The sequence below is a fragment of the Flavobacterium caeni genome, assembly GCF_900101895.1.
Lineage (GTDB): Bacteria > Bacteroidota > Bacteroidia > Flavobacteriales > Flavobacteriaceae > Flavobacterium > Flavobacterium caeni.
The window spans coordinates 165237-188392 of record NZ_FMVF01000007.1; the positions used below are offsets into that span (position 1 = coordinate 165237).

Consider the following 23156-nt stretch of genomic DNA (forward strand, 5'->3'; position numbering starts at 1 on the left):
ATCGAGAGGGCAAGCTGCAATAGTGGCCGAACGCCAAATCACTCCATCAATTTCTTGCTCACGCGGCTCGACGCAATCCACGACGCGATAAAGCCAAGCGAAACGATCGTGGCAAAAACAACCAGCACGTTTTGCCAGGAATAGACCACGGGATAGGCCAGGCTGGGCGTGATCATGATAAGCTGGAATTGTTGCTGCACCAATACAATGATCGATCCGAGCAACAGCCCGAACAACCCGCCAATGACGCAAACCAACGTGCCTTGTAGTAGAAAAATGCGACGCAGATCGGCCATTTCGGCGCCCAGATTGTAGAGTGTCTTGAGGTTTTGCTGTTTGTCGATGATCACCATAAAAATCGACCCCGAAAACGCGAACAAAACCAAAATAATCACCAGCGTAAAGATCAGGTAAATGGCCACATTTTCTGTGTTGAGCATTTTGTACAAACTGTCGTTGAGCTGCGCGCGGTTCTTGACCTCGATTTGATCGGGGAAAATTTTTGCAAGCGATGCACGTACGGTTTGTTCGTCCACGCCGGGTTTGAGTTTGATTTCGATGCCCGAGATTTGGTTGGTTTTGAACTCGAGCAGCGCTTGGGCCAGCCGCAATTCGCAAAACACAAACTTGTCGTCGAGCTCTTCGCTCAGCGCATAAATCCCAACGGGTGCCAACGTGAATTGGTTGAACGCGTCTTCGGGACGTTCGATGGTTCCCGTGCCGGGTTTGGGGACGTATACTTCGAACGGATGGTTAAAATCCATAAGCCCGAGCGAGAGTTTTTGCGAGGTACCGTTGCCAATGACCACCTGAGAGGTGTTGGGTTCGAGCCAATCGCCCTGGTAAATGATTTTGGTGATGTCGTTGACTTTGGAAAAAATCGAATCGACGCCTTTGAGATATGCCACTTGTTCCTTGCCATCAAAGACAAACAACACGCGTTCTTCGATGATCTTGGTTTGGTGGTCGATGCCTTGAATTTGATGTAATTTTTGCTCCTGGTCTGTCGAAACCAAAAACGACTTGCCGCTTTTTGGGCCTACTTTCAAATCGGGATCAAAGTCGTTGCTGAACGACAGGCTAAAATCGCGCAGCCCGCTAAAAACCGACAACACAACAAACAACGCCATCGACCCGACCACAATGCCCACCGACGAAATGCGGTTGATGATGTTGATCGCATTGTTGGTGCTTTTGCTGCGCAGGTAGCGGCCGGCTATGTAGAACGGGAAGTTCACTACGATTTTTTGCGGCGTTCGAGCAAATCGCGGTTCTCGATCGGGTTTTCGGTGCCTTTGAGCGCGTTGTCGATTTTTTCGATATAATCGAGCGAATCGTCCAGGTAAAAGTTAAGGTTGGGCACCTTGCGCAGTTGCAATTTGACGCGTTGCGCGAGGTCGTGCTTGATCAGCGGCCCGTTCGACTTGATCGCGGCCAGCGTTTCGGCGGCTTTGTCCTGCGGGAAAATGCTCAGGTGTACGCCCGCAATCGACAAATCGGTGGTGACGCTCACCTTAGACACCGAAATCACGAGATTCGAGATGTTGTTCTTGCGTATTTCGCCTTGCAAAATATCGACCAGGTCTTTTTGCAATAGCGCGCCGATTTTCTTTTGTCTGTTCGTTTCCATGGGGCAAAAGTACGAATTATAGTCGAACGTCGAATGTCAAAAGTCTGAACGATGTTGACGTTGGGTTCGATTTTTTGGAGCCGGGAACCTGCTATCCGCTCTATCTTTCACTTCGCTACGCTACGTGAAAGGATGCCGCTGCTATCAGGGCTAGGGCATTTTGGTTCGCATGAAATAAATCCAAACTTTGAAGTCTTTGGGAAAAACTTTGCGAACTTTGCGGCAAATCAACATCCATGAGAAAAATCGAACACATCGGCATCGCGGTCAATAGCCTCGAGGTATCGAATGAAGTTTTCGCCAAGCTCTTCGGCGCGCCGGCGTATAAAATGGAGGAAGTCGCGAGCGAAGGCGTCAAAACTTCGTTCTTCCAGAACGGTCCCAACAAAATCGAACTGCTCGAAGCAACCAGTCCCGACAGCCCGATTGCAAAATTCCTAGAGAAAAAAGGCGAAGGCATCCACCACATCGCCTTCGACGTCGAGGACATCGTTGCCGAAATCGCCCGACTAAAATCCGAAGGGTTCACCGTCCTGAACGAAACGCCCAAAAAAGGCGCCGACAACAAGCTTGTGGCATTCCTGCATCCCAAGACCACCAACGGCGTGCTGATTGAATTGTGCCAGGAAATTCGGTAGTCGAAAAACCCGCGAACATTTGGCGCAATGCAAAAATAGTAGTATTATTGCATCCTCTTTAACCGGTCCTATAGCTCAGTTGGTTAGAGCACCTGACTCATAATCAGGTGGTCCTTGGTTCGAGCCCAAGTGGGACCACACTATTTGAAGGCTTTCTAAATAAGGAAGTCTTTTTTTATCGGCGATGGCGGTAAATGGTGCGTAATTTTTGACGAACAAAAACTAAAGTGCTCAATTTTACGTTAATATAACCGTTTGGATTAGGAATTTTGGCTGGAAGTCGTATTTTTGCAGTCGGTTTAGAAATTTGGAATTAACAAACAAAAAATTTTGTTAAATAGATTTTTTATTTATTTTTACACCCTATGAGAATTGTCCCGAATAAAAATTTTTGTGGTTTGGCGCTACTTTTTTCAAGTTTCGCGTTTGCCGGACCTACCGGACCGCCACCACCCCAAGTACCGCCACCACCAGGATTACCTGTGGACGGAGGTGTCGTTTTGTTATTCGTTGCAGCAATCTCCTACGGCCTTTACAAAGTATACCAATACAAGAACCATAAAAAAACTCCGGCTTAAACCGGAGTTTTCTTTTTTTATATCCTCAAGGCGTTGAGCCGCGAAACGTATTTTCCGATCACATCAAACTCCAGATTGACCCTTGTGCCCACTTTAAAATCCTTGAAGTTGGTGTGCTCATACGTATAAGGGATGATCGCCACGCTAAAATGGCTCGCTTGTGAGTCTACTACCGTCAGGCTGACGCCGTTGACGGTAATCGATCCTTTCTCTATCGTAAGGTTGTGCGTCGAGGCATCGTATGCAAAGGTGTAGTAAAAGCTTCCGTTGGCATTTTCGATCCGCGTACATACGCCCGTTTGGTCGACGTGGCCCTGCACGATATGGCCGTCGAGCCGGTCGCCGAGTTTCATGGCGCGCTCGAGGTTGACCGCATCGCCTACTTTCCAGTCACTCAAGTTGGTCTTGTCCAATGTTTCGCGTATGGCGGTTACCGTATACTGGCTGCCGTTGAGGTCTACCACGGTCAAGCACACGCCGTTGTGCGACACGCTTTGGTCGATCTTGAGTTCGCCTGTGATCAAAGAATCGATGGTCAGGTGAAGGTTGTCGGCCTCATGTACCAATTGTTTTACCGTGCCCAGTGTTTCGATTATTCCTGTAAACATTGGTATATTTTATTAAATTTGCACTTCAAAATTAGCCAAATTGGCCGTCACGCAAATGAAAAAAGCAGAAAATATTATCGTTGGCATTTCAATCGGAGACCTCAATGGCATCGGCCCTGAAGTGGTGCTCAAGACTTTCGAGGATTCGCGCATGCTCGAGTTGTGTACGCCGGTCATTTTTGCGAATGTCAAGATCCTTTCGTTCGTCAAGAAAACGTTCGAATCTACGGCCAACCTGCACGGGATAGACCATCTCGACCAAATCATCACGGGCAAGATCAACGTGCTGAACGTGTGGCGCGAAAACGTCGATTTGAATTTTGGCGCCAACGACGATGCCGTCGGAAGCTACGCCATCAAATCGTTCGTGGCCGCTACGCAGGCACTCAAGGAGGGTGCGGTAGATGTGCTCGTGACGGCACCCATCAACAAATACAACATCCAATCCGATGAATTCAAATTCCCGGGGCACACCGATTATTTGAACCAGGAACTCGAAGGCAACGCGCTCATGCTGATGGTACAAGACAACCTGCGCGTTGGCTTGCTTACCGACCACGTCCCGGTGAACGAGGTATCGAAACACCTGACACCGGCATTGATCGCACAAAAAATCGAGACCGTCAGAAAAACACTGGTGCAGGATTTCAGCATCAACAAACCCAAGATTGCGGTGTTGGGCCTGAACCCGCACAGCGGAGACAACGGCGTGATCGGCAAGGAAGAGCAGGACATCATCAAACCCGCGATCAAAAAATTGTTCGACAAGGGGACGTTGGCGTTTGGTCCGTTTCCGGCCGATGGTTTTTTTGGCAGCGGGCAGTACGAAAAATACGACGCCATCATCGCGACCTATCACGACCAGGGTTTGATCCCGTTCAAGACGTTGTCTTTTGGCAAGGGCGTGAATTATACGGCAGGGCTCGACAAGATCAGGACGTCGCCCGACCACGGCACGGCCTATGACATTGCGGGCAAAGGTGTTGCCGATGCGCAGTCTTTTCAAGAGGCGGTGTACTTGGCCATTGACATCTACAATGCGCGAAACCAGTATGCCGAAATGAGCGCCAACCCGATGAAAGTCAAGGAAAAGCGCGAAGAAAAAAATAATCGATAAAAAATAAGGCCAACCGTTTTGTTTGTACAATAATTTTTTATCTTTGCACTCCCGAAACATCGGGACAAATTGTTGTGTGATGAAAGTAACGAATGAATTTTTAATTCCTTTCGTGGGATTAAAACAAGGCAAACACCAATTTGATTATCAGGTTACAAAAGCGTTCTTTGACGACTTTGATTTTGACGAATTTGAAAGCGCAGACATCAAAGTCCATGTAGTTCTTGAGAAAAAAAGTACGATGCTCGAGTTGGCATTCAAACACGCGGGGACGGTTCATGTTCCGTGCGATTTGACCGGCGAGATGTTTGATTTGCCTGTCAAAGGAAAAATCAAACTGGTCGTGCAGTTCGGAGACGAATTCAACAACGACAACGAAGAGTTGCTGATTTTGCCCCATGGCGAGCACCAGATCGACATCAAGCAGTACGTCTATGAACTGATTGCGTTGTCCATCCCGCTCAAAAAGGTGCATCCGGGAATCAAAGACGGGACGCTGCAATCGGCGGCGCTCGACAAGCTCAAGGAACTGTCGGTCAAAGACCACAAAAAAGAAGAAAAACAAGAAGAAACGGACCCGCGTTGGGACCAATTAAAAAAACTATTAACGGATAAATAATAGAATAAAATGGCACATCCTAAAAGAAAAGTCTCCAAAACCAGAAGAGATAAGAGAAGAACGCATTACAAAGCAACCGTTGCTACCATCGCAACTTGCCCAGTAACTGGAGAGGCACACTTGTACCACAGAGCATACTGGCACGAAGGCAAAATGTATTACAGAGGACAAGTCGTTATCGACAAATCGCCTGCTGCCGTTGCCTAATACTGCACGATAAAGAACAACTGAACTCTCACTTGCTGTGGGAGTTTTTTTGTTGCGGGATGTTGGAAATAAAAAGCGATTCTAAACCATAGTTTTAGAATTTTTTGTAAATTCCACCTCTTTACGAAGTACCTTGTTTCGGGTGGAACAATAACTCAAGAATATGAATACAATTACAGCCGCTATTACTGCTGTGGGGGCCTATGTGCCTGATTTCGTGCTCTCTAATAAATTGCTCGAAACAATGGTAGACACCAACGACGAATGGATCACGACGCGTACCGGAATCAAGGAACGTCGCATTCTCAAAGGCGACAAGCTCGGAACGTCGTATCTCGCGATCAAAGCAGGCGAAGATTTGATCAAAAAAAGCGGTCTTGACCCGGCCGAAATCGATTTGGTATTGGTGGCCACCACCACACCCGACATGCCGGTAGCCGCAACGGCCGTTTACGTAGCCACACAGCTTGGCGCCGTCAACGCTTTTGCCTATGATTTGCAGGCCGCTTGTTCGGGATTTTTGTACGGTATGTCTACGGCTTCGGCGTTTATCCAGTCGGGCAAATACAAAAAAGTACTCTTGATCGGTGCCGATAAAATGTCATCCATCATCGACTATACAGACCGCGCCACGTGCATCATCTTTGGAGATGGCGCTGGCGCGGTTCTCTTTGAACCCAATTTCGAAGGGCTTGGCGTCATCGACGAAATCCTGCGCAGCGACGGCATTGGCCGCGAATACCTCAAAATCGACGCGGGCGGATCGATCCTTCCGGCGTCTAAGGAAACCGTCGAAAACCGCCAACACTATGTGTTCCAGGACGGCAAAACCGTGTTCAAATATGCGGTGACCGGCATGGCCGATGTGAGCGAGAAGATCATGAAAAAGAACGATTTGACCAAGGACGATGTCGATTGGCTCATCGCACACCAGGCCAACCGACGCATCATCGACGCCACGGCGCAGCGCATGGAACTCGATGACGACAAAGTGCTGGTGAACATCGAAAAGTACGGCAATACGACTTCGGGCACGCTTCCGTTGTTGCTGGCCGATTTCGAGCACAAATTCAAAAAAGGCGACAACCTGATTTTTGCAGCCTTTGGCGGCGGATTTACCTGGGGTTCGATTTACCTCAAATGGGCTTACAACAAACTATAACTAAACGATAAAAACAAATAATTATGGATTTAAAAGAGATTCAAAACCTGATTAAATTCGTGTCCAATACGGGCGTGGCCGAGGTCAAGCTCGAGATGGACAATGTCAAGGTTACCATCCGTACGACACTCGAAGGCAACTCGCCAGACATCACATATGTACAGCAAGCACCGGTACAGGCCTTGCCGCAAGCCGCTCCTGCTGCCCCATCGGCACCAGCCGCCGCGCCTGCTGCTCCATCGGCACCTGCCGCCGCTTCGGACGATGCCAAATACATCACGATCAAATCGCCGATCATCGGTACGTTCTACAGAAAGCCGGCGCCAGACAAGCCGATGTTCGTAGAAGTAGGTTCAACCGTAGCCAAAGGCGATGTGCTGTGCGTGATCGAAGCGATGAAACTCTTTAACGAAATCGAATCAGAAGTAGCGGGCAAAATCGTCAAGATTTTGGTAGACGACTCGTCGCCGGTAGAATTCGACCAACCGTTGTTCCTGGTAGATCCTTCTTAATTATTTTAAATTTTGGCCCGAGAGCTTTGCTCGAACTGGCGAAGCAATTATAAATTATAAATGGACGCTTCGGCACCGTTTGTAATAATTTAAAATTTAGCATTTAAAATTTAAAATATTTCTAAAGATGTTCAAAAAAATATTAATCGCAAATAGAGGCGAAATCGCATTGCGCGTCATCCGTACGTGCCGCGAGATGGGCATCAAGACGGTGGCCGTTTATTCGACTGCCGATGCCGAAAGCCTCCACGTGAAGTTTGCCGACGAGGCCGTATGTATCGGGCCGCCGCCGAGCAATTTGTCCTACCTTAAAATGTCCAACATCATCGCCGCGGCCGAAATCACCAACGCCGACGCGATCCACCCGGGTTACGGATTCTTGTCCGAAAACGCCAAATTTTCTAAAATTTGTCAGGAGCACGGCATCAAATTCATCGGTGCCTCGCCCGAAATGATAGAGAAAATGGGCGATAAGGCCACGGCCAAAGCGACCATGAAAGCCGCAGGCGTACCATGTGTTCCAGGTTCCGATGGCATCCTTGAGTCGTTCGCGCAAGCCGCCAAAATCGCCAAAGACATGGGTTATCCCGTGATGCTCAAAGCAACTGCGGGCGGTGGCGGAAAGGGTATGCGTGCCGTCTGGAAAGCCGAGGAACTTGAAAAAGCCTGGGAGAGTGCGCGTATGGAAGCAGGCGCCGCATTCGGCAACGACGGCATGTACATGGAAAAATTGATCGAAGAACCGCGCCACATCGAAATCCAAGTGGTTGGTGATTCGTATGGAAAAGCGTGTCACTTGTCTGAAAGAGATTGCTCTGTCCAGCGTCGTCACCAAAAACTCACCGAGGAAACCCCGTCGCCATTCATGACCGACGAACTCCGCAACAAAATGGGCGAGGCCGCGGTGAAAGCAGCCGAGTACATCAAATATGAAGGTGCCGGAACCGTCGAATTCTTGGTCGACAAGCACCGCAACTTCTATTTCATGGAAATGAACACGCGTATCCAGGTCGAGCACCCGATCACCGAGCAGGTCATCGATTACGACTTGATCCGCGAACAAATATTGGTAGCCGCAGGCATTCCAATCTCTGGGAAAAATTATTTCCCGAACCTGCATTCGATCGAATGTCGTATCAACGCCGAGGATCCGTACAACGATTTCCGTCCGTCACCGGGCAAAATCACGACGTTGCACGCACCGGGCGGGCACGGCATCCGTCTCGATACGCACGTTTACGCGGGCTACACGATTCCACCGAATTACGATTCGATGATTGCCAAGCTCATCACGACGGCGCAAACCCGCGAGGAGGCCATCAGCAAGATGAAGCGCGCGCTCGACGAATTCGTGATCGAAGGCATCAAGACCACCATCCCGTTCCACCGCCAACTCATGGACGAACCGGATTATGTCGCCGGCAATTACACGACCAAATTCATGGAAGGTTTCCAAATGAAGGAAGTCGAATAAATCAAAGCCCCACTTTACGGTGGGGTTTTTTGTTTTTGGGCGTGCCGGCGCTGGTGTTTTTCTTCTTTTTCAAGCTTGTCGGGCGCCGTCGGGCTTTCGCACTCGCTTTTGCGCACTCCCGAGGTTTCGGTCGTGCGCAAAGAGCTCAAACAATTGCTCAATCCCTCACGCAACCCGCAAAAGTTTATTGAAAATCGGCAGAAAATCTGTAATAAAGCCAGTTGGGCATTTCCTAGTTTAGCCTTGGGAATATTCCCGTAAACTAAAATCTAAAAGTCATGAAGAAAATGTTGTCGATCGTGGTCCTGCTGTTGACCGCCAATTTGTCTGTAGGACAAGAAAGTAAAATGGTGAGTGTCGTAACGACCGAAGAGTACAAGAGCCTGGACGAAACCGAAAAGCGTCTGGCCGATTATGTCAACGGTGCCGTCGCCTCGCTCAAAGCGCTAAAGCTCAACAAATCGACCAACTACGCCAAGTATGAAGCGTCCATCAGCATCAGCTTGAACAGCAAGGACAAATTGTCCAACAACATTGCCGTTGGCGAGTCAGACGGCCCGCCAGTGGCCAACGCGCAATCCTGCACGATTTGCGGCGTCGGAAGCGCCCGAAACTGTTTCAAACGAATCCGGACCGTTTTGGCCAACGGTCAGCCGTTGGTGATCACCGTCATTGAAACCAACGGAGGCGATTGTTACCAAATCACCTGGAATTAAAAAAGCCCGCCATTGGCGGGCTTCTTGTTATTTGTTAGAGCGTTTCGTTCAGCCATTTGAAAAACTCGCGCTGCCAGACAATGGCATTCTGCGGTTTCAACACCCAATGGTTCTCGTCGGGGAAATACAACAAACGGCTCTTGATGCCGCGCAACTGTGCCGCCTGAAATGCTTCCTGCGCTTGCCCAATCGGGACGCGGAAGTCTTTGCCGCCCTGGATGATCAAGATCGGCGCGTTCCATTTGTCGACGTTGTTGATCGGGTTGAATTCGTTGTAGGCTTTTTGCGCATCGGCATTGTCCTTTTCCCAGTAGGCGCCGCCGTGGTCCCAGTTGTTGAAGAACAATTCTTCGGTGGTACCGTACATGCTCTTGAGGTTGAACACACCGTCGTGCGAGATGAACGTCTTGAATCGATTGTTGTGGATGCCCGCCAGATAAAACACCGAATAACCGCCAAAGCTCGGTCCTACACAACCCAATCGGTTTTTGTCTACATAGCTTTCCTTGGCCACATCGTCAATCGCCGACAAATAGTCGCGCATCACCTGTCCGCCCCAATCCTTGCTGATCGATGCGTTCCATTCGACACCATGCCCCGGCATCCCGCGGCGGTTGGGCGCCACGACAATGTACCCTTGCGCGGCCATCAACTGGAAATTCCAGCGGAAAGAATACATCTGCGTGAGCGGCGATTGCGGACCGCCTTGACAATAGAGCAGCGTCGGGTATTTTTTGGTCGCGTCAAAATTGGGTGGCAGGACCACCCAAACGAGCATTTTTTTGCCATCGGTTGTGGTCACGTAACGGCGTTCGGTTTTGCTCATGGCGACGTTGGCGTAGTTCGATTGGTTGACATCGGTGAGCTGTTTCCAGGTGTTTTTCTTCAAATCGTAATGGTACAAATCAGACGCATGGTTCATGTCGTTGCGCGCGACGATGATTGAATTGCCACTGAATCCCACCAGATCCACGACGTCGAATTCGCCCTTGGTCACCTGTTTGACAGTCACCGCAATGCGTGTACGCCCCGGAAAGTTCACTTCAAACAATTGCTTGGTACCGTCCACAGCCGCAATGAAATACACTTTCTGGCCATCGGGCGCCCATTTGAAACGGTCGACCGTGCCATCCCATCCGCCGGTCAAATTGATGTCGATGCCTTTGTGGCTTACAATGATGTCGTTCTTGTCGGCTTCATAACCGTCGCGCTTCATTTGCAGCCAAGACAAATCGCCGGCAGGAGAAAATTGCGGCGCCACGTCGTAACCCAGGTTCTTTTCGGTACGGTTGGTGGTTTTTCCCGTCGCCAGATCGTATTGGTAAATGTCGGTGTTGGTGCTCAGCGCATATTCGGTACCCGATTTTTTCTTGGTGACATACAAAATGCTTTTGCCGTCGGGTGCCCACAAATAATCGGCTTCGTCGCCGAACGGCTTGGTTGGCGAATCGAACAATTCGCCTTTCAAAAGATCGATTCCCTTGGCGCCGTCCTTGTTTTCCTTGTAAAAAACGTGGTTGTATTTGCCTTCGCTCCAAGTGTCCCAATGACGGTAATCGAGCGCGTTGTAGACTTGCGCTTCCGATTTTTTCAAATCAGGATGCAGCTCTTTCCCGAGCACATCTTGCAGCTTGACTTCTTCGTGGTAAACTTTATAAGCGCCATCGGGCGACAGGCTTTTGTCGGCGAGCAGCGATTTGTGCTCGGCAACTTCGACCGATGGCCCGCCCGCAACCGGTACGGTAAAATACTTGGAGGTCGATTTGTTGTCGGCTACAGATGGCGTCGATACTTTGTACACGACATTTTTGCCGTCTTTCGAAATGCCCAGGCCGGTCACGCGGCCGAGTTTCCAAAGCAATTCGGGCGTCATGGTGGTTTGGGCTGTTGCAGATACACTCATCAGGAGTAAGGTTGAAGCGATTATTTTATTCATTCGAATTGATTTTTGAACGCTAAAAGTACGCAATCCTAACAAAAAAAGCTACCCCAAACGGGATAGCTTTTCAGTTTTGAAGGGGTGTTGTTTATTGTCTAACGAAACGCTTGGCGGCAACTTGGCCGTTGGCGGTTACTTCGAGCAAATAGGTTCCCGGCTTGACATTGGCTACCGAGACCGCGCCATTTTCAACCGTTCCTTTGGCGACTTCCTGTCCCATCAGATTGAAGATGCGGAATGTGGCCTGATCGACATCCGAAACATACAGCACATCAGATTGCACCGGGTTCGGATAAACGGTCATCTTGAGTTGCGCAACCGGAGCGGTTTCTTCGGCTTCGCGTGCGGCCGATACAATGTTCACGGTATAGTCTTCTACTTGTCCGTACGTAAACGATCCGCAAGCCGACGGTACGGCGTTGTAACGCATCGAAACACGCATACGGGTAGCGCCCAATGCCGCGGTGGCAGGAATCGTAATCGTACCCGAGACAGGCGTCGTAGTCGTAGCCGAACGCGTCCAGGCCGTTTCGCCCGAATCGCTGAAATCGCCGTCCTGATTGTAATCGATGAACACCGCATAGCCTTCGCTGTATACGCTGCCGAGCCAAGTTGGCGTGATGGTGATGGTGTTGGCCGTGCCGCGCGTCACATTGGTCGATAAGGCTGTAAAGTTTTCATATCCCGCCGATCCCGTCGATGGGTTGTTGATGGTTCCGAAAACCACGCGTCCGATGCGTTCGTCGTTGGTGTTGGTGGCCGCCGAAGTACAATAGTTCAAACTCACGCTAGACGTGGTCACGTTTACCGTGTTGCTGTTGCCCGAGATGTTCCCTGCAGCATCTTTGGCGCGTACAAAGAACGAATACGCGGTGGCTGCGGTGAGTCCGGTGACGGCATACGACGTCGTGGTCGTGGTCGTGCGGAAGGTGCCGTTTTGGTATACGTCGTATCCGGTTACAGCCACGTTATCGGTAGACGCTGTCCACGATAGGTTGGTTGTGGTGGTTGTGGTTCCCGAAGCGGCCAAATTGGTCGGTGCCGATGGAGCGGTCGTGTCGGGCGCCGGTGCCAACGTGGTTACGTTCACCGTATTGCTGTTGCCCGAGGCGTTTCCGGCCGCATCTTTGGCGCGCACATAGAATGAGTAGGCCGTAGAAGCCGTCAACCCAGTTGCGGCATACGAAGTCGATGTGGTGCTCGCGCGGAACGTGCCGTTTTGGTAGACGTCGTATCCGGTTACACCTACATTATCGGTCGAAGCCGTCCAGGTCAAATTGGTCGCGGTTTGCGTGGTTCCCGAAGCCGCCAGGTTGGTCGGCGCCGATGGTGCCACGGTATCGCTTGAACCCGCCGTGATGGTAAAGTTGGTGTTCGAAACGTCAAAAAAGATGTGGTTTGTACCCTTGACCATGATGCGGTTTTGCGTACCCGGTGTGTTCGGGATGGTTACGGCCTGAGAACCGTCGTTGGGTGTCGCGGCGAGCAATGTTGTCCAAGTGGTTCCGGCATTGCTGGAAATCAAAATGTCGACATTGGCGCAATTGACCCCATTGGCTGTAGTTCCGGCCACCGCCCAAGTTACGGTTTGCGAGCTGCCGCCCACATAAGAAACCGCCGTGTTGGGTGAACTGACGGTAAATGGCCCCGCTGTCGCGTTGACGGTAATCACGGTGTCGTCGCTGTTGTTTCCGCCGCCGCCTGCGCGGTTGTCACGCACGGTAAACCTGAAATTGAAGGTACGTGCTACCGACGAAAGCGCTTCGTGTGTCACCTCGGTTCCGGCTGTAGTGGTCGCGCCGGTCAGCACCGATTGCATTCTTGGAAAATAGCGCGTCGGGGTAGTCGTCGAGTTGTACGATCTGAAGTTAGGCCCAGAGGTCTTGGTTGCGGTCGGCACGGTAGTCGACGAGGTTCCCGAATTCATCTGCTCCCAGTTGTAAGTAAGCGCATCGCCGTTGGCATCGGTCGCGCTACCGGTAAGCATGAACGGCGTGCTCTTTGGGATCGTATAGTCGGCACCCGCGTTGGCCGTTGGAATGGCATTGCCCGTAGCCGTATTGACCTGGCAGGTCTTGGTCTTGACGTTGTTCGTGACTTGCTGGATACTTACCGCGTGAAAGTAGGCGTCCGAGTGCGGTTGCACGTCGCGCGAGGTAATGCCCGCATAACCCATGATGGTCGAGCCCGAACCGGGTTCCATCTGTACACCCGTGCCTTCGTTGCTGTGCGTGAAGGTGTGGTTGGCACCAAACTGGTGGCCCAATTCGTGGGCTACATAGTCGATGTCGAAATTGTCGCCCGAAGGGATGCCGTCTGCAGGCGAGGTGTAGCCGCTTCCTTTTTGATTGGCCACACATACACAACCGATACAGCCTGCGTTTCCGCCGCCGCCCGAGGCACCGAACAAGTGCCCCACGTCGTAGTTGGCGTTGCCGATGACCGAATTGAGCGTGTTTTGCAACTCCGAATTCCAAGCACCGCCGGCTCCTGTCGAAGCGTTCGAGTACGGATCTGTCGAAGCCGAAGTGTAAATCACCGCATCGGTATTGGCGATGAGCGTCATCCTGACGGCAAAATCCTTTTCAAAAATAGCGTTCACGCGCGTCATCGTCGTGTTGATGGCTGCCAGTGCAAGGGCTTTTGTGCCGCCAAAGTAGGCCGTGTATTCGCCCGTGACCGACATGGCCAGACGGAACGTGCGCAACGTGGCATCGTCGGCATTCGGGCGTAAGGTGTTTTCGCGGATGTGGTCGTGCGCTACATCGGCTACTTTACATTCGAAAGCGCCCATGGCGGCCGACTTGTCCGATTTTTTGTAGACACTGTAGGTGCTGCGGTCGGTGGTGTACGGCTCGATGAATTCGGCCGATTGGTCCCCGCGAACCACCATGGTCTGTACACCCAACGGCGATACGCTGAAGTGAATGGTCGACGCCTTGTTGTCGACGCCTTGGCCGATGTAGGATTTGATCTCGGGGTAACGCGCCGCGAGTTCCGGATCCATGTTCGACGACTCCTGGATACGGAAATTTTCGAGTTGGCCCGAAGCATTCGGAAACGCCACGACAATGCCCGACTGACCCGCCGCAAAACGGCTCGGGGCGTTCAAGAGCTGTTGCTTGAGCGCCGCTACATCGAGTTCAAAAAGCCTTGGGTTGGTGAGATTGGTTTTGTTGGCGATCACGACCGTGTTGGGTTTTTGCGCGGTCGATTTCCAGATGGTTTTTCCCGTTTGGGCGAAAGAAAAACCAGAGATTGCGACGAGCGCAACCGTGAGTAACCTGTTTTTCATAATTTGGGATGAATTAGTTAGAAATTAGCGAGTCAAATATAGAAGTATAATCGAAACTTTATTCAACAATTAAAGAAAATAGTTAACAAATCGACAAACTACGTGTTATACTATTGTCAGATACTCAATAATTGTATTACTATTCTGATGTTATCGCAAATTCAAATTTTGTGTTGTCGGTGTCGCCGATGTGCTTTCCGTTTCAATCGAAAAAAACTACTTTTATAAAAATTTTTTGTCGATGGATTTGAGTTTTTGGGAATTGAAAAACTGGTTTACCGATGTCGATTACGCCATAGTCGGCAGCGGTATTGTGGGTTTACACACCGCGCTCAGGTTGCGCGAACGTTTTCCCGACGCCAAGATACTGGTGCTCGAAAAAGGGACGTTGCCGCAAGGCGCCAGTACCAAGAACGCCGGTTTTGCGTGTTTTGGTTCTATTTCGGAAATCATCGACGATTTGCGCACCCACAGCGAAGAAGAAGTCCTTGAACTGATCCAGAAACGCTGGCAGGGGTTGCACCTCTTGCGCAGGAGATTGGGCGATACAGCCATCGACTTCAGACCTCACGGCGGCTACGAGCTTTTTTTGAAGGACGACCAAAGCGGCTATGAGGAGTGTGTTTCGAGAATCCCCTTTCTCAATCAAATCCTGCAACCGCTGTTCAAAACCGACGTATTCGCCAAAGAGGTCGATCGGTTTGGCTTTGGCGGTGTGCACGAATATCTGGTGTTCAATCCGTTTGAGGCGCAAATCGATACCGGAAAAATGATGCAGGCTTTGCTCAAAGAGGCGGTCGCCCAAAACATTTTGATCCTGAATAGACAAACTGTAACGTCTTTCCACGAAGCACATGATGGGGTCCAAGTGGCGCTCGAAGATTTGACATTCAAGACCAAAAAAATGTTGTTCACGACCAACGGTTTTGCCGAGAAGCTCACAGGTGGTGCCGTCAAACCAGCGCGCGCACAGGTGTTGATCACCGGGCCCATCGCCAACCTCGACATCAAGGGCACATTCCATCTTGACAGGGGCTATTATTATTTCAGGAATTTCGAAGACCGGATTTTGTTTGGCGGCGGACGGAACCTAGATTTTGAAGGCGAAACCACTACGGCCTTTGGGCAAACAGACCTCATTCAAAATCAGCTCGAGAAGTTGTTGCGCGAGGTCATTCTCCCGGGACGCGATTTCGAGATCGCGCACCGGTGGAGCGGGATCATGGGGATGGGTGCCACCAAAAAACCGATTGTAGAACAAATGTCCGAACACGTCTACTGTGGCGTTCGGTTGGGCGGAATGGGTGTGGCCATCGGTAGCGTGGTTGGGACCGAATTAGCAGATCTGGTATGAAAAGAAAGTTGCAAAGACTCAAACGTTTTTTGTTCAAGGCGATGTTGTGGTTCATCGGATTGTCGATTTTTGGCGTGATCCTGTTTCGGTTCGTGCCCGTTTTTTACACGCCGCTCATGACCATACGCGCGGTCGAGAATTTGTTCGACGGCAAGGACATGGTGTGCAGCCACGATTGGGAGCCGCTCGAGAACATATCGCCCAACCTTCAAAAAGCCGTGATTGCGAGCGAAGATGCGACTTTTTTGCAACACCACGGGTTCGATTTCAACGCGATCCAAAAAGCCATGAAGAACAACGAAAAAGGAAAAAAACTGCGCGGTGGCAGCACTATCTCGCAACAAACGGCCAAAAATGTATTCCTGTGGCAAGGCCGAAGCTGGCTCCGCAAAGGACTCGAAGCATGGTTCACCGTCCTGATCGAAGTGTTCTGGAGCAAGGAGCGCATCATGGAAGTATACCTGAACAGCATCGAAATGGGCAACGGCGTATACGGTGCCGAAGCGGCCTCCCAATATTGGTACCGCAAAAGCGCCGACAACCTCACCAAGCGCGAAGCGGCGGGCATTGCGGCCATATTGCCGAACCCGCGTAAGTTTACGGCCACCAATTCGTCGGCGCGCATCAACCGCAAAAAAGACCGCGTGATGGCGGGTATGGCATCGGTCAAGCTCGACTATTGAGCCATCAATGGAACAAGGGCCGGTACAATTTCCAGTATTTGTAGATCAAGATCACGTTGAAGGCCAGCACGACTGCGGCAATCCAAAGCCCCGGGACGTCAAAAAACGCGTGGTAGAGCAGGATGTTGAGTGAAATCGGCGCCAGGACAATGATGCCAAACGGAACGCCTCTTTTGAATACCAGCATCGCGCCAATGCACAGTTCCACAAATCCCAATACAGGAAAAAAATAGCCCGAAGCGCCCAATACGTTCAAGAAATCGCCGGCAGACCCTATGGGTGGCGACATCGGAATAAAGTGCAAAAACTTATTGCTCCCAAAAACCATCAGAATAACGCCCAGAACGATCCTGACAAGCGTCGTAAATTTTGAATCCATACACGAAATGTTTAAAAGTTACAATCGCGGGGCAATACCTAAAGGTACTAATTTTTTTTACAAAACGCGTTAAAACACTGACTTTGTTTTGTTTACGTTTGGATGCAATGTCCGGTTGGCATCTCGAAAATTATGAATAACTTTACGCATCATCCATTAAAAAACAACAACATGTTAGCACACGAAATTGACTACCAGATTTACGGCGAAGAAATGCAATACGTCGAAATCGAACTCGATCCGCAAGAAGTGGTGGTTGCCGAGGCCGGCAGCTTTATGATGATGGACAACGGCATCCAGATGCAAACCATTTTTGGCGACGGATCGCAGCAACAAACCGGGCTGTTCGGCAAACTGCTTTCGGCGGGCAAGCGCGTCCTCACGGGCGAAAGCTTGTTCATGACCGCCTACCAAAACCAGAACATGCACAAAAGCAAGGTGTGTTTTGCTTCGCCTTATCCGGGTAAGATTTTGCCGATAGACCTCACCCAATTCCAAGGGAAATTCATTTGCCAGAAAGACGCATTCCTGTGCGCAGCCAAGGGTGTTGCGGTGGGCATCGAATTCTCGCGTAAACTCGGTCGCGGACTTTTCGGCGGCGAAGGATTCATCATGCAAAAAGTCGAAGGCGACGGGATGGCGTTCGTGCACGCCGGTGGTACGCTAGCGCAAAAGGAACTCAAGTCGGGCGAGGTGCTCAAGGTTGATACCGGCTGTATTGTAGGTTTCACGAAAGACGTCGACTACGATATCGAATTCATCGGCGGGATCAAGAACTCGCTTTTTGGCGGCGAAGGCTTGTTTTTTGCGACGCTTCGCGGACCGGGAACCGTATACATACAATCGTTGCCGTTTAGCCGATTGGCCGACCGCATCATCGCGTCGGCACCCAAATCGGGCGGCAGCAGCCGAGAAGAAGGCAGCCTGCTCGGCGGATTGGGCAATTTGCTCGACGGCGACAACCGTTTTTGACACCGTTTTCCCAAAAATAGAAAAGCCCGACAATTCGCCGGGCTTTTTTCTTGTCAAAGGTTTTTACTCCATGATTTCAATCGGGTAAACCACCTGCGCATCGGTTGCTCCACCCGCGTTGGTGATGTCGCCGTCTGCTACACCCGCGCCGTCTTTGTTGGGCTCGTGCACCAAAGAAACGATCAGTTCGCCCGTAGCGGCGTTGCCGGTCGTATAGGTAAAGGTCAGGCCGACTGGTTTTCCGTTGGCGTCGGTATCGGTGTAGGTGAAATCGCCCAAAATGGCAGGCGCCTGAAAGAAAATCTGGTGCTCGGTGCCTTCTTCTTCGACTTCCATGGTAATGTCCTCGGCCGGCGAATCGAGCTCGTTCAAAAAGGAAACCGTTCCGGTATAGGTCGTATTGGCTGCCAATGGCCCAGAAACGGTTACTACCGGGTCGTCTGGTCCGTCGCCATCCAGATCGCGCGAGGTAAGCGTAATGGTCGTCCCGCCATTGGTAAGCGTCGTGGTCACGGTCGTGATGACTTCTTCTTCGTTGACCGGGATGTAGATTTGCGGGTTGTCGTCGTCGCTACAAGATGTGAAAGCGGCAAGGGCCAAAAGGGCGAATGTGGTGATTTTTATATTTTTCATGTTTTTGAATTTTAATAATTGAACTTTAATTGAATTTGAAAATTTCTGCCCGTCTCGTCGGCATAAAACCGCTGACGGTTCAAATAATCCCGGTACCGGGTGTCTAAAATATTCTGGACAGCAAACGCGAGCGTGGTTTGTGCGCCCAGCGTCTTGAATTTTACTTCGGAATAAAAGTGCAGCAAATGATAAGCAGGCGGCGGTGTGCTGATGTCAACGATGACGGGAACTTGCACCCCATCTACCACGATGTTCGTCTCGAAATTGTTCCGCGGATACTGCGACTGGTGCGTGACCCATTCGCTTTTGAGTTCCAACAGCAAACGGTTCCATTCTTCCTTGGCAAACTGGATTTTGTTGCCGATGTTCAGCGGCGGCATATCGATCAAATCGGCACTTCCCGACACATCGCGGCCGTTGACGTAAGCAAGCGAGAGTTCGTGTCGCCAATGTTTGGTCGCTTGGAACTTCGATTGGAAATCGACACCGGCCAAACGCGCATTGGTTTGACGGTACTCCCAAACCGGGAACGCCCCGCGTATCGTGGTCTCGAACCCGACAGGTTGCAGGAACATGTAATCCTGGATGATGTTGAGGTACGGATTGAAGTCTATCGAAAGCCGTTGCCAACGTTTGCCGACGCTGGTCGAGATCTTGAACGCGCGTTCCTGTTTGAGCCGCAAGTCGCCGAGTTCGATGACGCCCGTGGCGTGGTGCAACCCATCGCTGAACAATTCGGACGGATTCGGATTGCGCGACGCCAGGCTAGCATTGGCGTACCAATCCCATTCGTGGTGGAATTGCTTCCGGAAACCCAAACTGGCCGACACATTGTGGTAGGTAAACGACGGCTTGGTCAAATACTGGCTGCTTTGTTCGCCGTAGATGATGTCGGCAAAATCGGCGTCGTAGCCACGTTCTTCCCAACGCGAAACCTGGTAGAATTTGACGGCATCGATTTTCGAGAAATCGTAACGCACACCCGATTCGAGCACCAGCGACGGCGAAACAGCCCAGCTCGCAATGCCATAAACACCAGCATCGTACTTTTTATACGTAGGGATCAGCGGACGCACACGCGTTGCGGGATCGGCAAAATTCGATTGGTAGGCCCCGCTAGCGCCGGTTTTGAGCGTCCAATCGCCCAACAGGTTTTTGTAATCGATTTGCGCCGAATGGGTTTCAAGGTCCAGATCGAGCGCGGCCAGGTTGCTGTAGTTGCCCCTGCGGACGTCGAATTCCTGTCGGTTGTTGAACTGGAACGCGTATTGCGCAGACAAATCGGCATTGTCGCTCAAATGATAGTTGAACGCCGTCTTGAGCAAGTGGTGCGCGACTTTTTGTTTGGGGTTGCCGATGTCGTACGTAAAATCGTCGATGACCGAGGGCACCTTGCCGTTGATCGACCGGTACAAATCGTTGACGTTGCCCGTGTGCGAAGCGCTCAATATACCGATTTGCGCCCGATAATAGCTGTAAAACACCGACGCCTCGTAACGCGACGTCGTATAGTTGACATCGCCCGAGAAATTGGCCTCGCGGTTCCCGGTGTTCGACAATACGTAGTCAGGGGCCTCGCGGTCGCCAAAGTACTTGAAAGTACCCAGCGCGTTCCAGCTCCAGCCTTCGACGTTGCCTTTGTGCAGGCCCGATGAAATCGATCCGCCGCGGCCGTTGCTCGAAAAATCGACGATGGTTTTGCCCATCAACGTGTCTTTCTTGACCGACAACGGTTCGAGCAGCACCAGTCCGCCCACGGCATCGCCGCCATACTGCAATCCCGACGCGCCTTTGATGACAGTGATTTTACCGGCGGCGTTGACATCGAAATTGGGTGCGTGCTCGGTGCCCCATTGCTGGTCTTCGAGCCGAACGTTGTTGCTGATTACGGGTACACGGCTGCCGTACAGCCCGTTAATAATAGGCTTGACGACGGTGCTCCCGGTTTTGAGACTGGACACGCCCGCCACTTCCTTGAGCGCGTCGCCCAGGCTTTGGCTGCTGTATTTCTCGATGGTTTCGGTTTTGATCCTTGCTTCGCGAACCGTGCCCCGACTGCCCGCCGGTTGCTGTATCGCCACTTCTTCCAGGGCCGAAACCGACACGCGGAGTTTGAAGTCGAGGACGATGTCGCCCGAGACCACAACGGTAGTGTCGATGGGTTGGTAGCCGATGTACGAAACGTGAAATTTGACTTTACCTGCGGCCAATCCGGAAACGGTGTAATGGCCCGTTGCGTCGGCGGCGATTTGCCTCGAGCCAATGTGAAGGTGGGCTCCGCCGAGTGCAATCCCGGTGGTGCCCGTCACGGTTCCGCTGGCCGAAAACTGCGCCAACGCCCCAAACCCGCACAGCAGCAGGCAAGTCAAAATAATAAGTCTTTGCTGCATTTCTGTTCAGAATAAAATAAAACAATGCCTGTTGTAGGCCTCGAATGATCTTATGCTGTGGGTGGTCCGCGGAGCAGGTAGGAAATCCCCGCAAAAGCGTGCGGCGCTTCAGATGGCGTGAAAAAATAAGGAATCGGTCTTTGGAAAACCAAAGATTCGAACGCGTAGATTTCTGGTGTCACAAAGCCGCTTAACGCAAATCCGCAAACATAGCAATGGTCGAGGTGGCTGTGCTGGTGCGTGATTTGTTGTTTTCCGTCGGCCGGTGGATGGTGGCAATGGTGTTTGGTGTAGTCGTGGGCGATGTGCTCAAACGCGTGCAACGCCGGAAACACGACCGAGGATACGATCGAGAACAGCAAAGCAAGGTTGAGTAAGGCCAGACGCTTTTTCATCGTTACAAAAATAAGCCGCTAAATGTTAAAATTATCCAAACGTTATGACAAATCGTTTAAAAAGCTAGCTTTGCGCCAATTGTAAGATAAAACTAACCAAAACCAAACAAAAACATGAAAAAATTATGGCTGTTGACCCTGCCAATGTTGCTGCTTTCTTGTAGTTCGGACGAAAGCACCCTGTACTATCCTACCTTAAACAACCCATCGGGCGAGCCGTATGCGTACATGCGCGGCAACAAAGACGGTGCGGCGTTCGACTACACCTTTCACCTTAACAACGCTTCGAGTCCTATCATGTATGGGCCAATCGTTAGCGTTTCCTCGTTGGATTTCGACCGTTGGTTTTCGTACGGCGGACAATTCGCGCCCGAATTCATGGCCGACGAAAACATGTATGTGTCTTTCGAAAATGTCTACATGGGTAGCTATGAGGAAGAATCGAATGAATTCTACGATGCTTTCGAAACCATCCCGACCAACTTTTTGACTTATGCGCAAAACAACGACCAACACCTCAAAGGCGTCAGCGTGGGTTACAAACAGGAAGAAGGCGTGTATTATTATTCAGACGGCGGAAGCCAAGCCGGAAGCACCTTTACCATCACCAGTTCTTCCCAAGGCGAAGAGATGGGTGTCAAGACCAAAACCATCGTCGGTACGTTCAGCTGTAAATTGTACAACCAGGACGATGCGACCGACGTGATCAACATCAGCAACGGCTCGTTCAAAGTCGTGGTGACCGAAGACCACTGATTCGATACAAATAGAAACAAAAAGAGCGTCAACCGACGCTCTTTTTTATACCAAATTGTTGGCGACCAGATATTCTGCTATCTGCACCGCATTGGTCGCGGCGCCTTTGCGTAAATTGTCGGCCACGATCCACATGTTGAGCGTGTTCGGCTGGCTTTCGTCGCGACGGATACGGCCCACGAACACATCGTCTTTGCCTTCGGCGTACACCGGCATCGGATAGGTAAAGGTGTCGATGTTGTCCTGAACGGTAATGCCTGGCGTGTCGTGCAGTATTTTGCGTACGTCGCTTACATTAAAATCGTTTTCGAATTCGATGTTGACCGATTCGCTGTGCCCGCCAACCACCGGAATCCTTACCGTAGTCGAGGTAACGGCGATGTTTTTATCGAGGATCTTGTGCGTCTCGCGCACCATTTTCATTTCTTCTTTTGTATAACCGTTTTCCTCAAACACATCGATTTGCGGAATCACATTGCGGTGGATCGGGTATTTGTAAGCCATTTCGCCTTGAATGCCCGCGTATTCGTTTTCGAGCTGCTTGACCGCTTTGACGCCCGTGCCTGTCACCGATTGGTAGGTCGATACCACCACACGTTTGATCTTGTACTGCTTGTGCAACGGCGCCAGGGCCAACACCATTTGGATGGTCGAGCAGTTTGGGTTGGCGATGATTTTGTCGGTCTTGGTGAGTTCGGACGCGTTGATTTCGGGGACGATCAATTTTTTGGTCTGGTCCATACGCCAAGCCGACGAGTTGTCGATTACCGTAGTGCCCGCCGCCGCAAAAGCCGGCGCCCATTCGAGCGAGGTGCCACCGCCTGCCGAAAAAATCGCGATTTGCGGTTGTTGGTTTACGGCGTCCTGCATCCCCACGATTTTGTACTTTTTGCCTTTGAATTCGATTTCCTTGCCGATCGATTTTTCGGAAGCAACGGGAATCAGTTCGGTGATCGGGAAATTGCGTTCGGCCAACACTTTGAGCATGACTTCGCCTACCATTCCGGTGGCGCCAACAACAGCGACTTTCATAATTCGTTTGATTTAAATTCGTTGCAAAAGTATACAGAAATTGGCGAAAAAATCTAAATATTTTGCA

Annotated in this window: 23 protein-coding genes and 1 tRNA gene; 14 read left to right on the forward strand and 10 right to left on the reverse strand. The window is 50.9% G+C overall.

What is annotated here, in order from left to right; all coding sequences use genetic code 11:
* Positions 1-38 precede the first annotated feature (38 nt).
* Positions 39-1238, reverse strand: a complete 1200-nt coding sequence (locus BLP55_RS08665) for an ABC transporter permease (protein ID WP_170826823.1) — start codon at positions 1236-1238, stop codon at positions 39-41.
* Positions 1238-1630, reverse strand: coding sequence for a 30S ribosome-binding factor RbfA (gene rbfA / locus BLP55_RS08670; protein ID WP_091142071.1), 393 nt, complete (start codon positions 1628-1630; stop codon positions 1238-1240). The genes BLP55_RS08665 and rbfA overlap by 1 nt, the downstream gene beginning before the upstream one ends.
* 236 nt (positions 1631-1866) lie before the next feature.
* On the opposite strand from rbfA, the gene mce reads away from it, so the two are divergent.
* From mce to BLP55_RS17440, 3 genes are all read left to right on the forward strand, one after another.
* Complete coding sequence (gene mce, locus BLP55_RS08675) at positions 1867-2268, forward strand: methylmalonyl-CoA epimerase (RefSeq protein WP_091142073.1); 402 nt, start codon at positions 1867-1869, stop codon at positions 2266-2268.
* 64 nt (positions 2269-2332) lie between these two features.
* Positions 2333-2406, forward strand: a tRNA-Ile gene (locus BLP55_RS08680).
* A gap of 227 nt (positions 2407-2633) precedes the next feature.
* Positions 2634-2846 carry a PID-CTERM protein-sorting domain-containing protein gene (locus BLP55_RS17440; RefSeq protein WP_394331918.1) on the forward strand — a complete coding sequence of 71 codons (213 nt, stop codon included), beginning with the start codon at positions 2634-2636 and terminating at the stop codon, positions 2844-2846.
* Between the two features lie 17 nt (positions 2847-2863).
* Here the strand turns inward: BLP55_RS17440 and BLP55_RS08690 are convergent, their stop codons facing one another.
* Positions 2864-3454, reverse strand: coding sequence for a riboflavin synthase (locus BLP55_RS08690; protein ID WP_091142075.1), 591 nt, complete (start codon positions 3452-3454; stop codon positions 2864-2866).
* A 55-nt stretch (positions 3455-3509) separates the two neighbouring features.
* On the opposite strand from BLP55_RS08690, the gene pdxA reads away from it, so the two are divergent.
* The 7 genes from pdxA to BLP55_RS08725 all read left to right on the forward strand — a co-directional run bounded on the left by pdxA (position 3510) and on the right by BLP55_RS08725 (position 9261).
* Positions 3510-4571: a 4-hydroxythreonine-4-phosphate dehydrogenase PdxA gene (pdxA, locus tag BLP55_RS08695; protein ID WP_091142210.1), complete on the forward strand. Its 1062-nt coding sequence runs from the start codon at positions 3510-3512 to the stop codon at positions 4569-4571.
* A 79-nt stretch (positions 4572-4650) separates the two neighbouring features.
* On the forward strand, positions 4651-5190 hold the full coding sequence (locus BLP55_RS08700; protein WP_091142078.1) for a YceD family protein: 540 nt from the start codon (positions 4651-4653) through the stop codon (positions 5188-5190).
* A 9-nt stretch (positions 5191-5199) separates the two neighbouring features.
* Positions 5200-5397, forward strand: a complete 198-nt coding sequence (gene rpmF, locus BLP55_RS08705) for a 50S ribosomal protein L32 (protein WP_091142081.1) — start codon at positions 5200-5202, stop codon at positions 5395-5397.
* 163 nt (positions 5398-5560) lie between these two features.
* Positions 5561-6559, forward strand: coding sequence for a beta-ketoacyl-ACP synthase III (locus BLP55_RS08710; RefSeq protein WP_091142084.1), 999 nt, complete (start codon positions 5561-5563; stop codon positions 6557-6559).
* A 23-nt stretch (positions 6560-6582) separates the two neighbouring features.
* Complete coding sequence (gene accB, locus BLP55_RS08715; protein ID WP_091142086.1) at positions 6583-7071, forward strand: acetyl-CoA carboxylase biotin carboxyl carrier protein; 489 nt, start codon at positions 6583-6585, stop codon at positions 7069-7071.
* A 127-nt stretch (positions 7072-7198) separates the two neighbouring features.
* Positions 7199-8545 carry an acetyl-CoA carboxylase biotin carboxylase subunit gene (gene accC, locus BLP55_RS08720; protein WP_091142089.1) on the forward strand — a complete coding sequence of 449 codons (1347 nt, stop codon included), beginning with the start codon at positions 7199-7201 and terminating at the stop codon, positions 8543-8545.
* Positions 8546-8823: 278 nt separating this feature from the next.
* Positions 8824-9261 carry a hypothetical protein gene (locus tag BLP55_RS08725; RefSeq protein WP_091142092.1) on the forward strand — a complete coding sequence of 146 codons (438 nt, stop codon included), beginning with the start codon at positions 8824-8826 and terminating at the stop codon, positions 9259-9261.
* A 34-nt stretch (positions 9262-9295) separates the two neighbouring features.
* Here the strand turns inward: BLP55_RS08725 and BLP55_RS08730 are convergent, their stop codons facing one another.
* Both BLP55_RS08730 and BLP55_RS08735 read right to left on the reverse strand, forming a co-directional pair.
* Entirely contained in the window at positions 9296-11197 is a 1902-nt protein-coding gene (locus tag BLP55_RS08730; protein WP_091142094.1) for a S9 family peptidase, read from the reverse strand.
* Positions 11198-11288: 91 nt separating this feature from the next.
* Positions 11289-14495 carry a reprolysin-like metallopeptidase gene (locus tag BLP55_RS08735; protein WP_091142096.1) on the reverse strand — a complete coding sequence of 1069 codons (3207 nt, stop codon included), beginning with the start codon at positions 14493-14495 and terminating at the stop codon, positions 11289-11291.
* A 241-nt stretch (positions 14496-14736) separates the two neighbouring features.
* On the opposite strand from BLP55_RS08735, the gene BLP55_RS08740 reads away from it, so the two are divergent.
* Positions 14737-15849 carry an NAD(P)/FAD-dependent oxidoreductase gene (locus tag BLP55_RS08740; protein ID WP_091142213.1) on the forward strand — a complete coding sequence of 371 codons (1113 nt, stop codon included), beginning with the start codon at positions 14737-14739 and terminating at the stop codon, positions 15847-15849.
* Positions 15846-16532, forward strand: a complete 687-nt coding sequence (mtgA, locus tag BLP55_RS08745; protein WP_091142098.1) for a monofunctional biosynthetic peptidoglycan transglycosylase — start codon at positions 15846-15848, stop codon at positions 16530-16532. Before BLP55_RS08740 ends, mtgA begins: the two co-directional genes overlap by 4 nt.
* A 4-nt stretch (positions 16533-16536) precedes the next feature.
* On the opposite strand, the gene BLP55_RS08750 is transcribed toward mtgA, so the two are convergent.
* Positions 16537-16911 carry a DoxX protein gene (locus BLP55_RS08750; RefSeq protein WP_091142100.1) on the reverse strand — a complete coding sequence of 125 codons (375 nt, stop codon included), beginning with the start codon at positions 16909-16911 and terminating at the stop codon, positions 16537-16539.
* Positions 16912-17082: 171 nt separating this feature from the next.
* Here BLP55_RS08750 and BLP55_RS08755 point away from each other — a divergent pair, with 171 nt between their 5' ends.
* Positions 17083-17883, forward strand: a complete 801-nt coding sequence (locus tag BLP55_RS08755; protein WP_091142216.1) for a TIGR00266 family protein — start codon at positions 17083-17085, stop codon at positions 17881-17883.
* Positions 17884-17946: 63 nt separating this feature from the next.
* Here the strand turns inward: BLP55_RS08755 and BLP55_RS08760 are convergent, their stop codons facing one another.
* Genes BLP55_RS08760 through BLP55_RS08770 form a run of 3 tightly spaced genes read right to left on the reverse strand, consistent with a single transcriptional unit; the run spans position 17947 to position 21301 of the window.
* Complete coding sequence (locus tag BLP55_RS08760) at positions 17947-18516, reverse strand: type 1 periplasmic binding fold superfamily protein (RefSeq protein ID WP_091142104.1); 570 nt, start codon at positions 18514-18516, stop codon at positions 17947-17949.
* 11 nt (positions 18517-18527) lie between these two features.
* Positions 18528-20906, reverse strand: a complete 2379-nt coding sequence (locus tag BLP55_RS08765; RefSeq protein ID WP_091142107.1) for a TonB-dependent receptor — start codon at positions 20904-20906, stop codon at positions 18528-18530.
* A gap of 50 nt (positions 20907-20956) precedes the next feature.
* Positions 20957-21301 carry a hypothetical protein gene (locus BLP55_RS08770; protein ID WP_091142109.1) on the reverse strand — a complete coding sequence of 115 codons (345 nt, stop codon included), beginning with the start codon at positions 21299-21301 and terminating at the stop codon, positions 20957-20959.
* Positions 21302-21415: 114 nt separating this feature from the next.
* On the opposite strand from BLP55_RS08770, the gene BLP55_RS08775 reads away from it, so the two are divergent.
* Positions 21416-22057, forward strand: a complete 642-nt coding sequence (locus BLP55_RS08775; RefSeq protein ID WP_091142113.1) for a hypothetical protein — start codon at positions 21416-21418, stop codon at positions 22055-22057.
* 45 nt (positions 22058-22102) lie between these two features.
* Here the strand turns inward: BLP55_RS08775 and BLP55_RS08780 are convergent, their stop codons facing one another.
* Positions 22103-23089 carry an aspartate-semialdehyde dehydrogenase gene (locus tag BLP55_RS08780; protein ID WP_091142116.1) on the reverse strand — a complete coding sequence of 329 codons (987 nt, stop codon included), beginning with the start codon at positions 23087-23089 and terminating at the stop codon, positions 22103-22105.
* Positions 23090-23156 lie beyond the last annotated feature (67 nt).

What these genes read in the sequence shown, in the direction of transcription:
- BLP55_RS08735 (WP_091142096.1), bottom strand. Translation starts at nt 14,495, where the DNA reads ATGAAAAACAGGTTACTCACGGTTGCGCTCGTCGCAATCTCTGGTTTT.
- accB (WP_091142086.1), top strand. Translation starts at nt 6,583, where the DNA reads ATGGATTTAAAAGAGATTCAAAACCTGATTAAATTCGTGTCCAATACG.
- BLP55_RS08755 (WP_091142216.1), top strand. Translation starts at nt 17,083, where the DNA reads ATGTTAGCACACGAAATTGACTACCAGATTTACGGCGAAGAAATGCAA.
- BLP55_RS08740 (WP_091142213.1), top strand. Translation starts at nt 14,737, where the DNA reads ATGGATTTGAGTTTTTGGGAATTGAAAAACTGGTTTACCGATGTCGAT.
- mtgA (WP_091142098.1), top strand. Translation starts at nt 15,846, where the DNA reads ATGAAAAGAAAGTTGCAAAGACTCAAACGTTTTTTGTTCAAGGCGATG.
- BLP55_RS08725 (WP_091142092.1), top strand. Translation starts at nt 8,824, where the DNA reads ATGAAGAAAATGTTGTCGATCGTGGTCCTGCTGTTGACCGCCAATTTG.
- BLP55_RS08770 (WP_091142109.1), bottom strand. Translation starts at nt 21,301, where the DNA reads ATGAAAAAGCGTCTGGCCTTACTCAACCTTGCTTTGCTGTTCTCGATC.
- BLP55_RS08760 (WP_091142104.1), bottom strand. Translation starts at nt 18,516, where the DNA reads ATGAAAAATATAAAAATCACCACATTCGCCCTTTTGGCCCTTGCCGCT.
- BLP55_RS08710 (WP_091142084.1), top strand. Translation starts at nt 5,561, where the DNA reads ATGAATACAATTACAGCCGCTATTACTGCTGTGGGGGCCTATGTGCCT.
- BLP55_RS08765 (WP_091142107.1), bottom strand. Translation starts at nt 20,906, where the DNA reads ATGCAGCAAAGACTTATTATTTTGACTTGCCTGCTGCTGTGCGGGTTT.
- BLP55_RS08750 (WP_091142100.1), bottom strand. Translation starts at nt 16,911, where the DNA reads ATGGATTCAAAATTTACGACGCTTGTCAGGATCGTTCTGGGCGTTATT.
- rbfA (WP_091142071.1), bottom strand. Translation starts at nt 1,630, where the DNA reads ATGGAAACGAACAGACAAAAGAAAATCGGCGCGCTATTGCAAAAAGAC.
- pdxA (WP_091142210.1), top strand. Translation starts at nt 3,510, where the DNA reads ATGAAAAAAGCAGAAAATATTATCGTTGGCATTTCAATCGGAGACCTC.
- rpmF (WP_091142081.1), top strand. Translation starts at nt 5,200, where the DNA reads ATGGCACATCCTAAAAGAAAAGTCTCCAAAACCAGAAGAGATAAGAGA.
- BLP55_RS08780 (WP_091142116.1), bottom strand. Translation starts at nt 23,089, where the DNA reads ATGAAAGTCGCTGTTGTTGGCGCCACCGGAATGGTAGGCGAAGTCATG.
- mce (WP_091142073.1), top strand. Translation starts at nt 1,867, where the DNA reads ATGAGAAAAATCGAACACATCGGCATCGCGGTCAATAGCCTCGAGGTA.
- BLP55_RS08700 (WP_091142078.1), top strand. Translation starts at nt 4,651, where the DNA reads ATGAAAGTAACGAATGAATTTTTAATTCCTTTCGTGGGATTAAAACAA.
- BLP55_RS08730 (WP_091142094.1), bottom strand. Translation starts at nt 11,197, where the DNA reads ATGAATAAAATAATCGCTTCAACCTTACTCCTGATGAGTGTATCTGCA.
- BLP55_RS17440 (WP_394331918.1), top strand. Translation starts at nt 2,634, where the DNA reads ATGAGAATTGTCCCGAATAAAAATTTTTGTGGTTTGGCGCTACTTTTT.
- BLP55_RS08775 (WP_091142113.1), top strand. Translation starts at nt 21,416, where the DNA reads ATGAAAAAATTATGGCTGTTGACCCTGCCAATGTTGCTGCTTTCTTGT.
- BLP55_RS08690 (WP_091142075.1), bottom strand. Translation starts at nt 3,454, where the DNA reads ATGTTTACAGGAATAATCGAAACACTGGGCACGGTAAAACAATTGGTA.
- accC (WP_091142089.1), top strand. Translation starts at nt 7,199, where the DNA reads ATGTTCAAAAAAATATTAATCGCAAATAGAGGCGAAATCGCATTGCGC.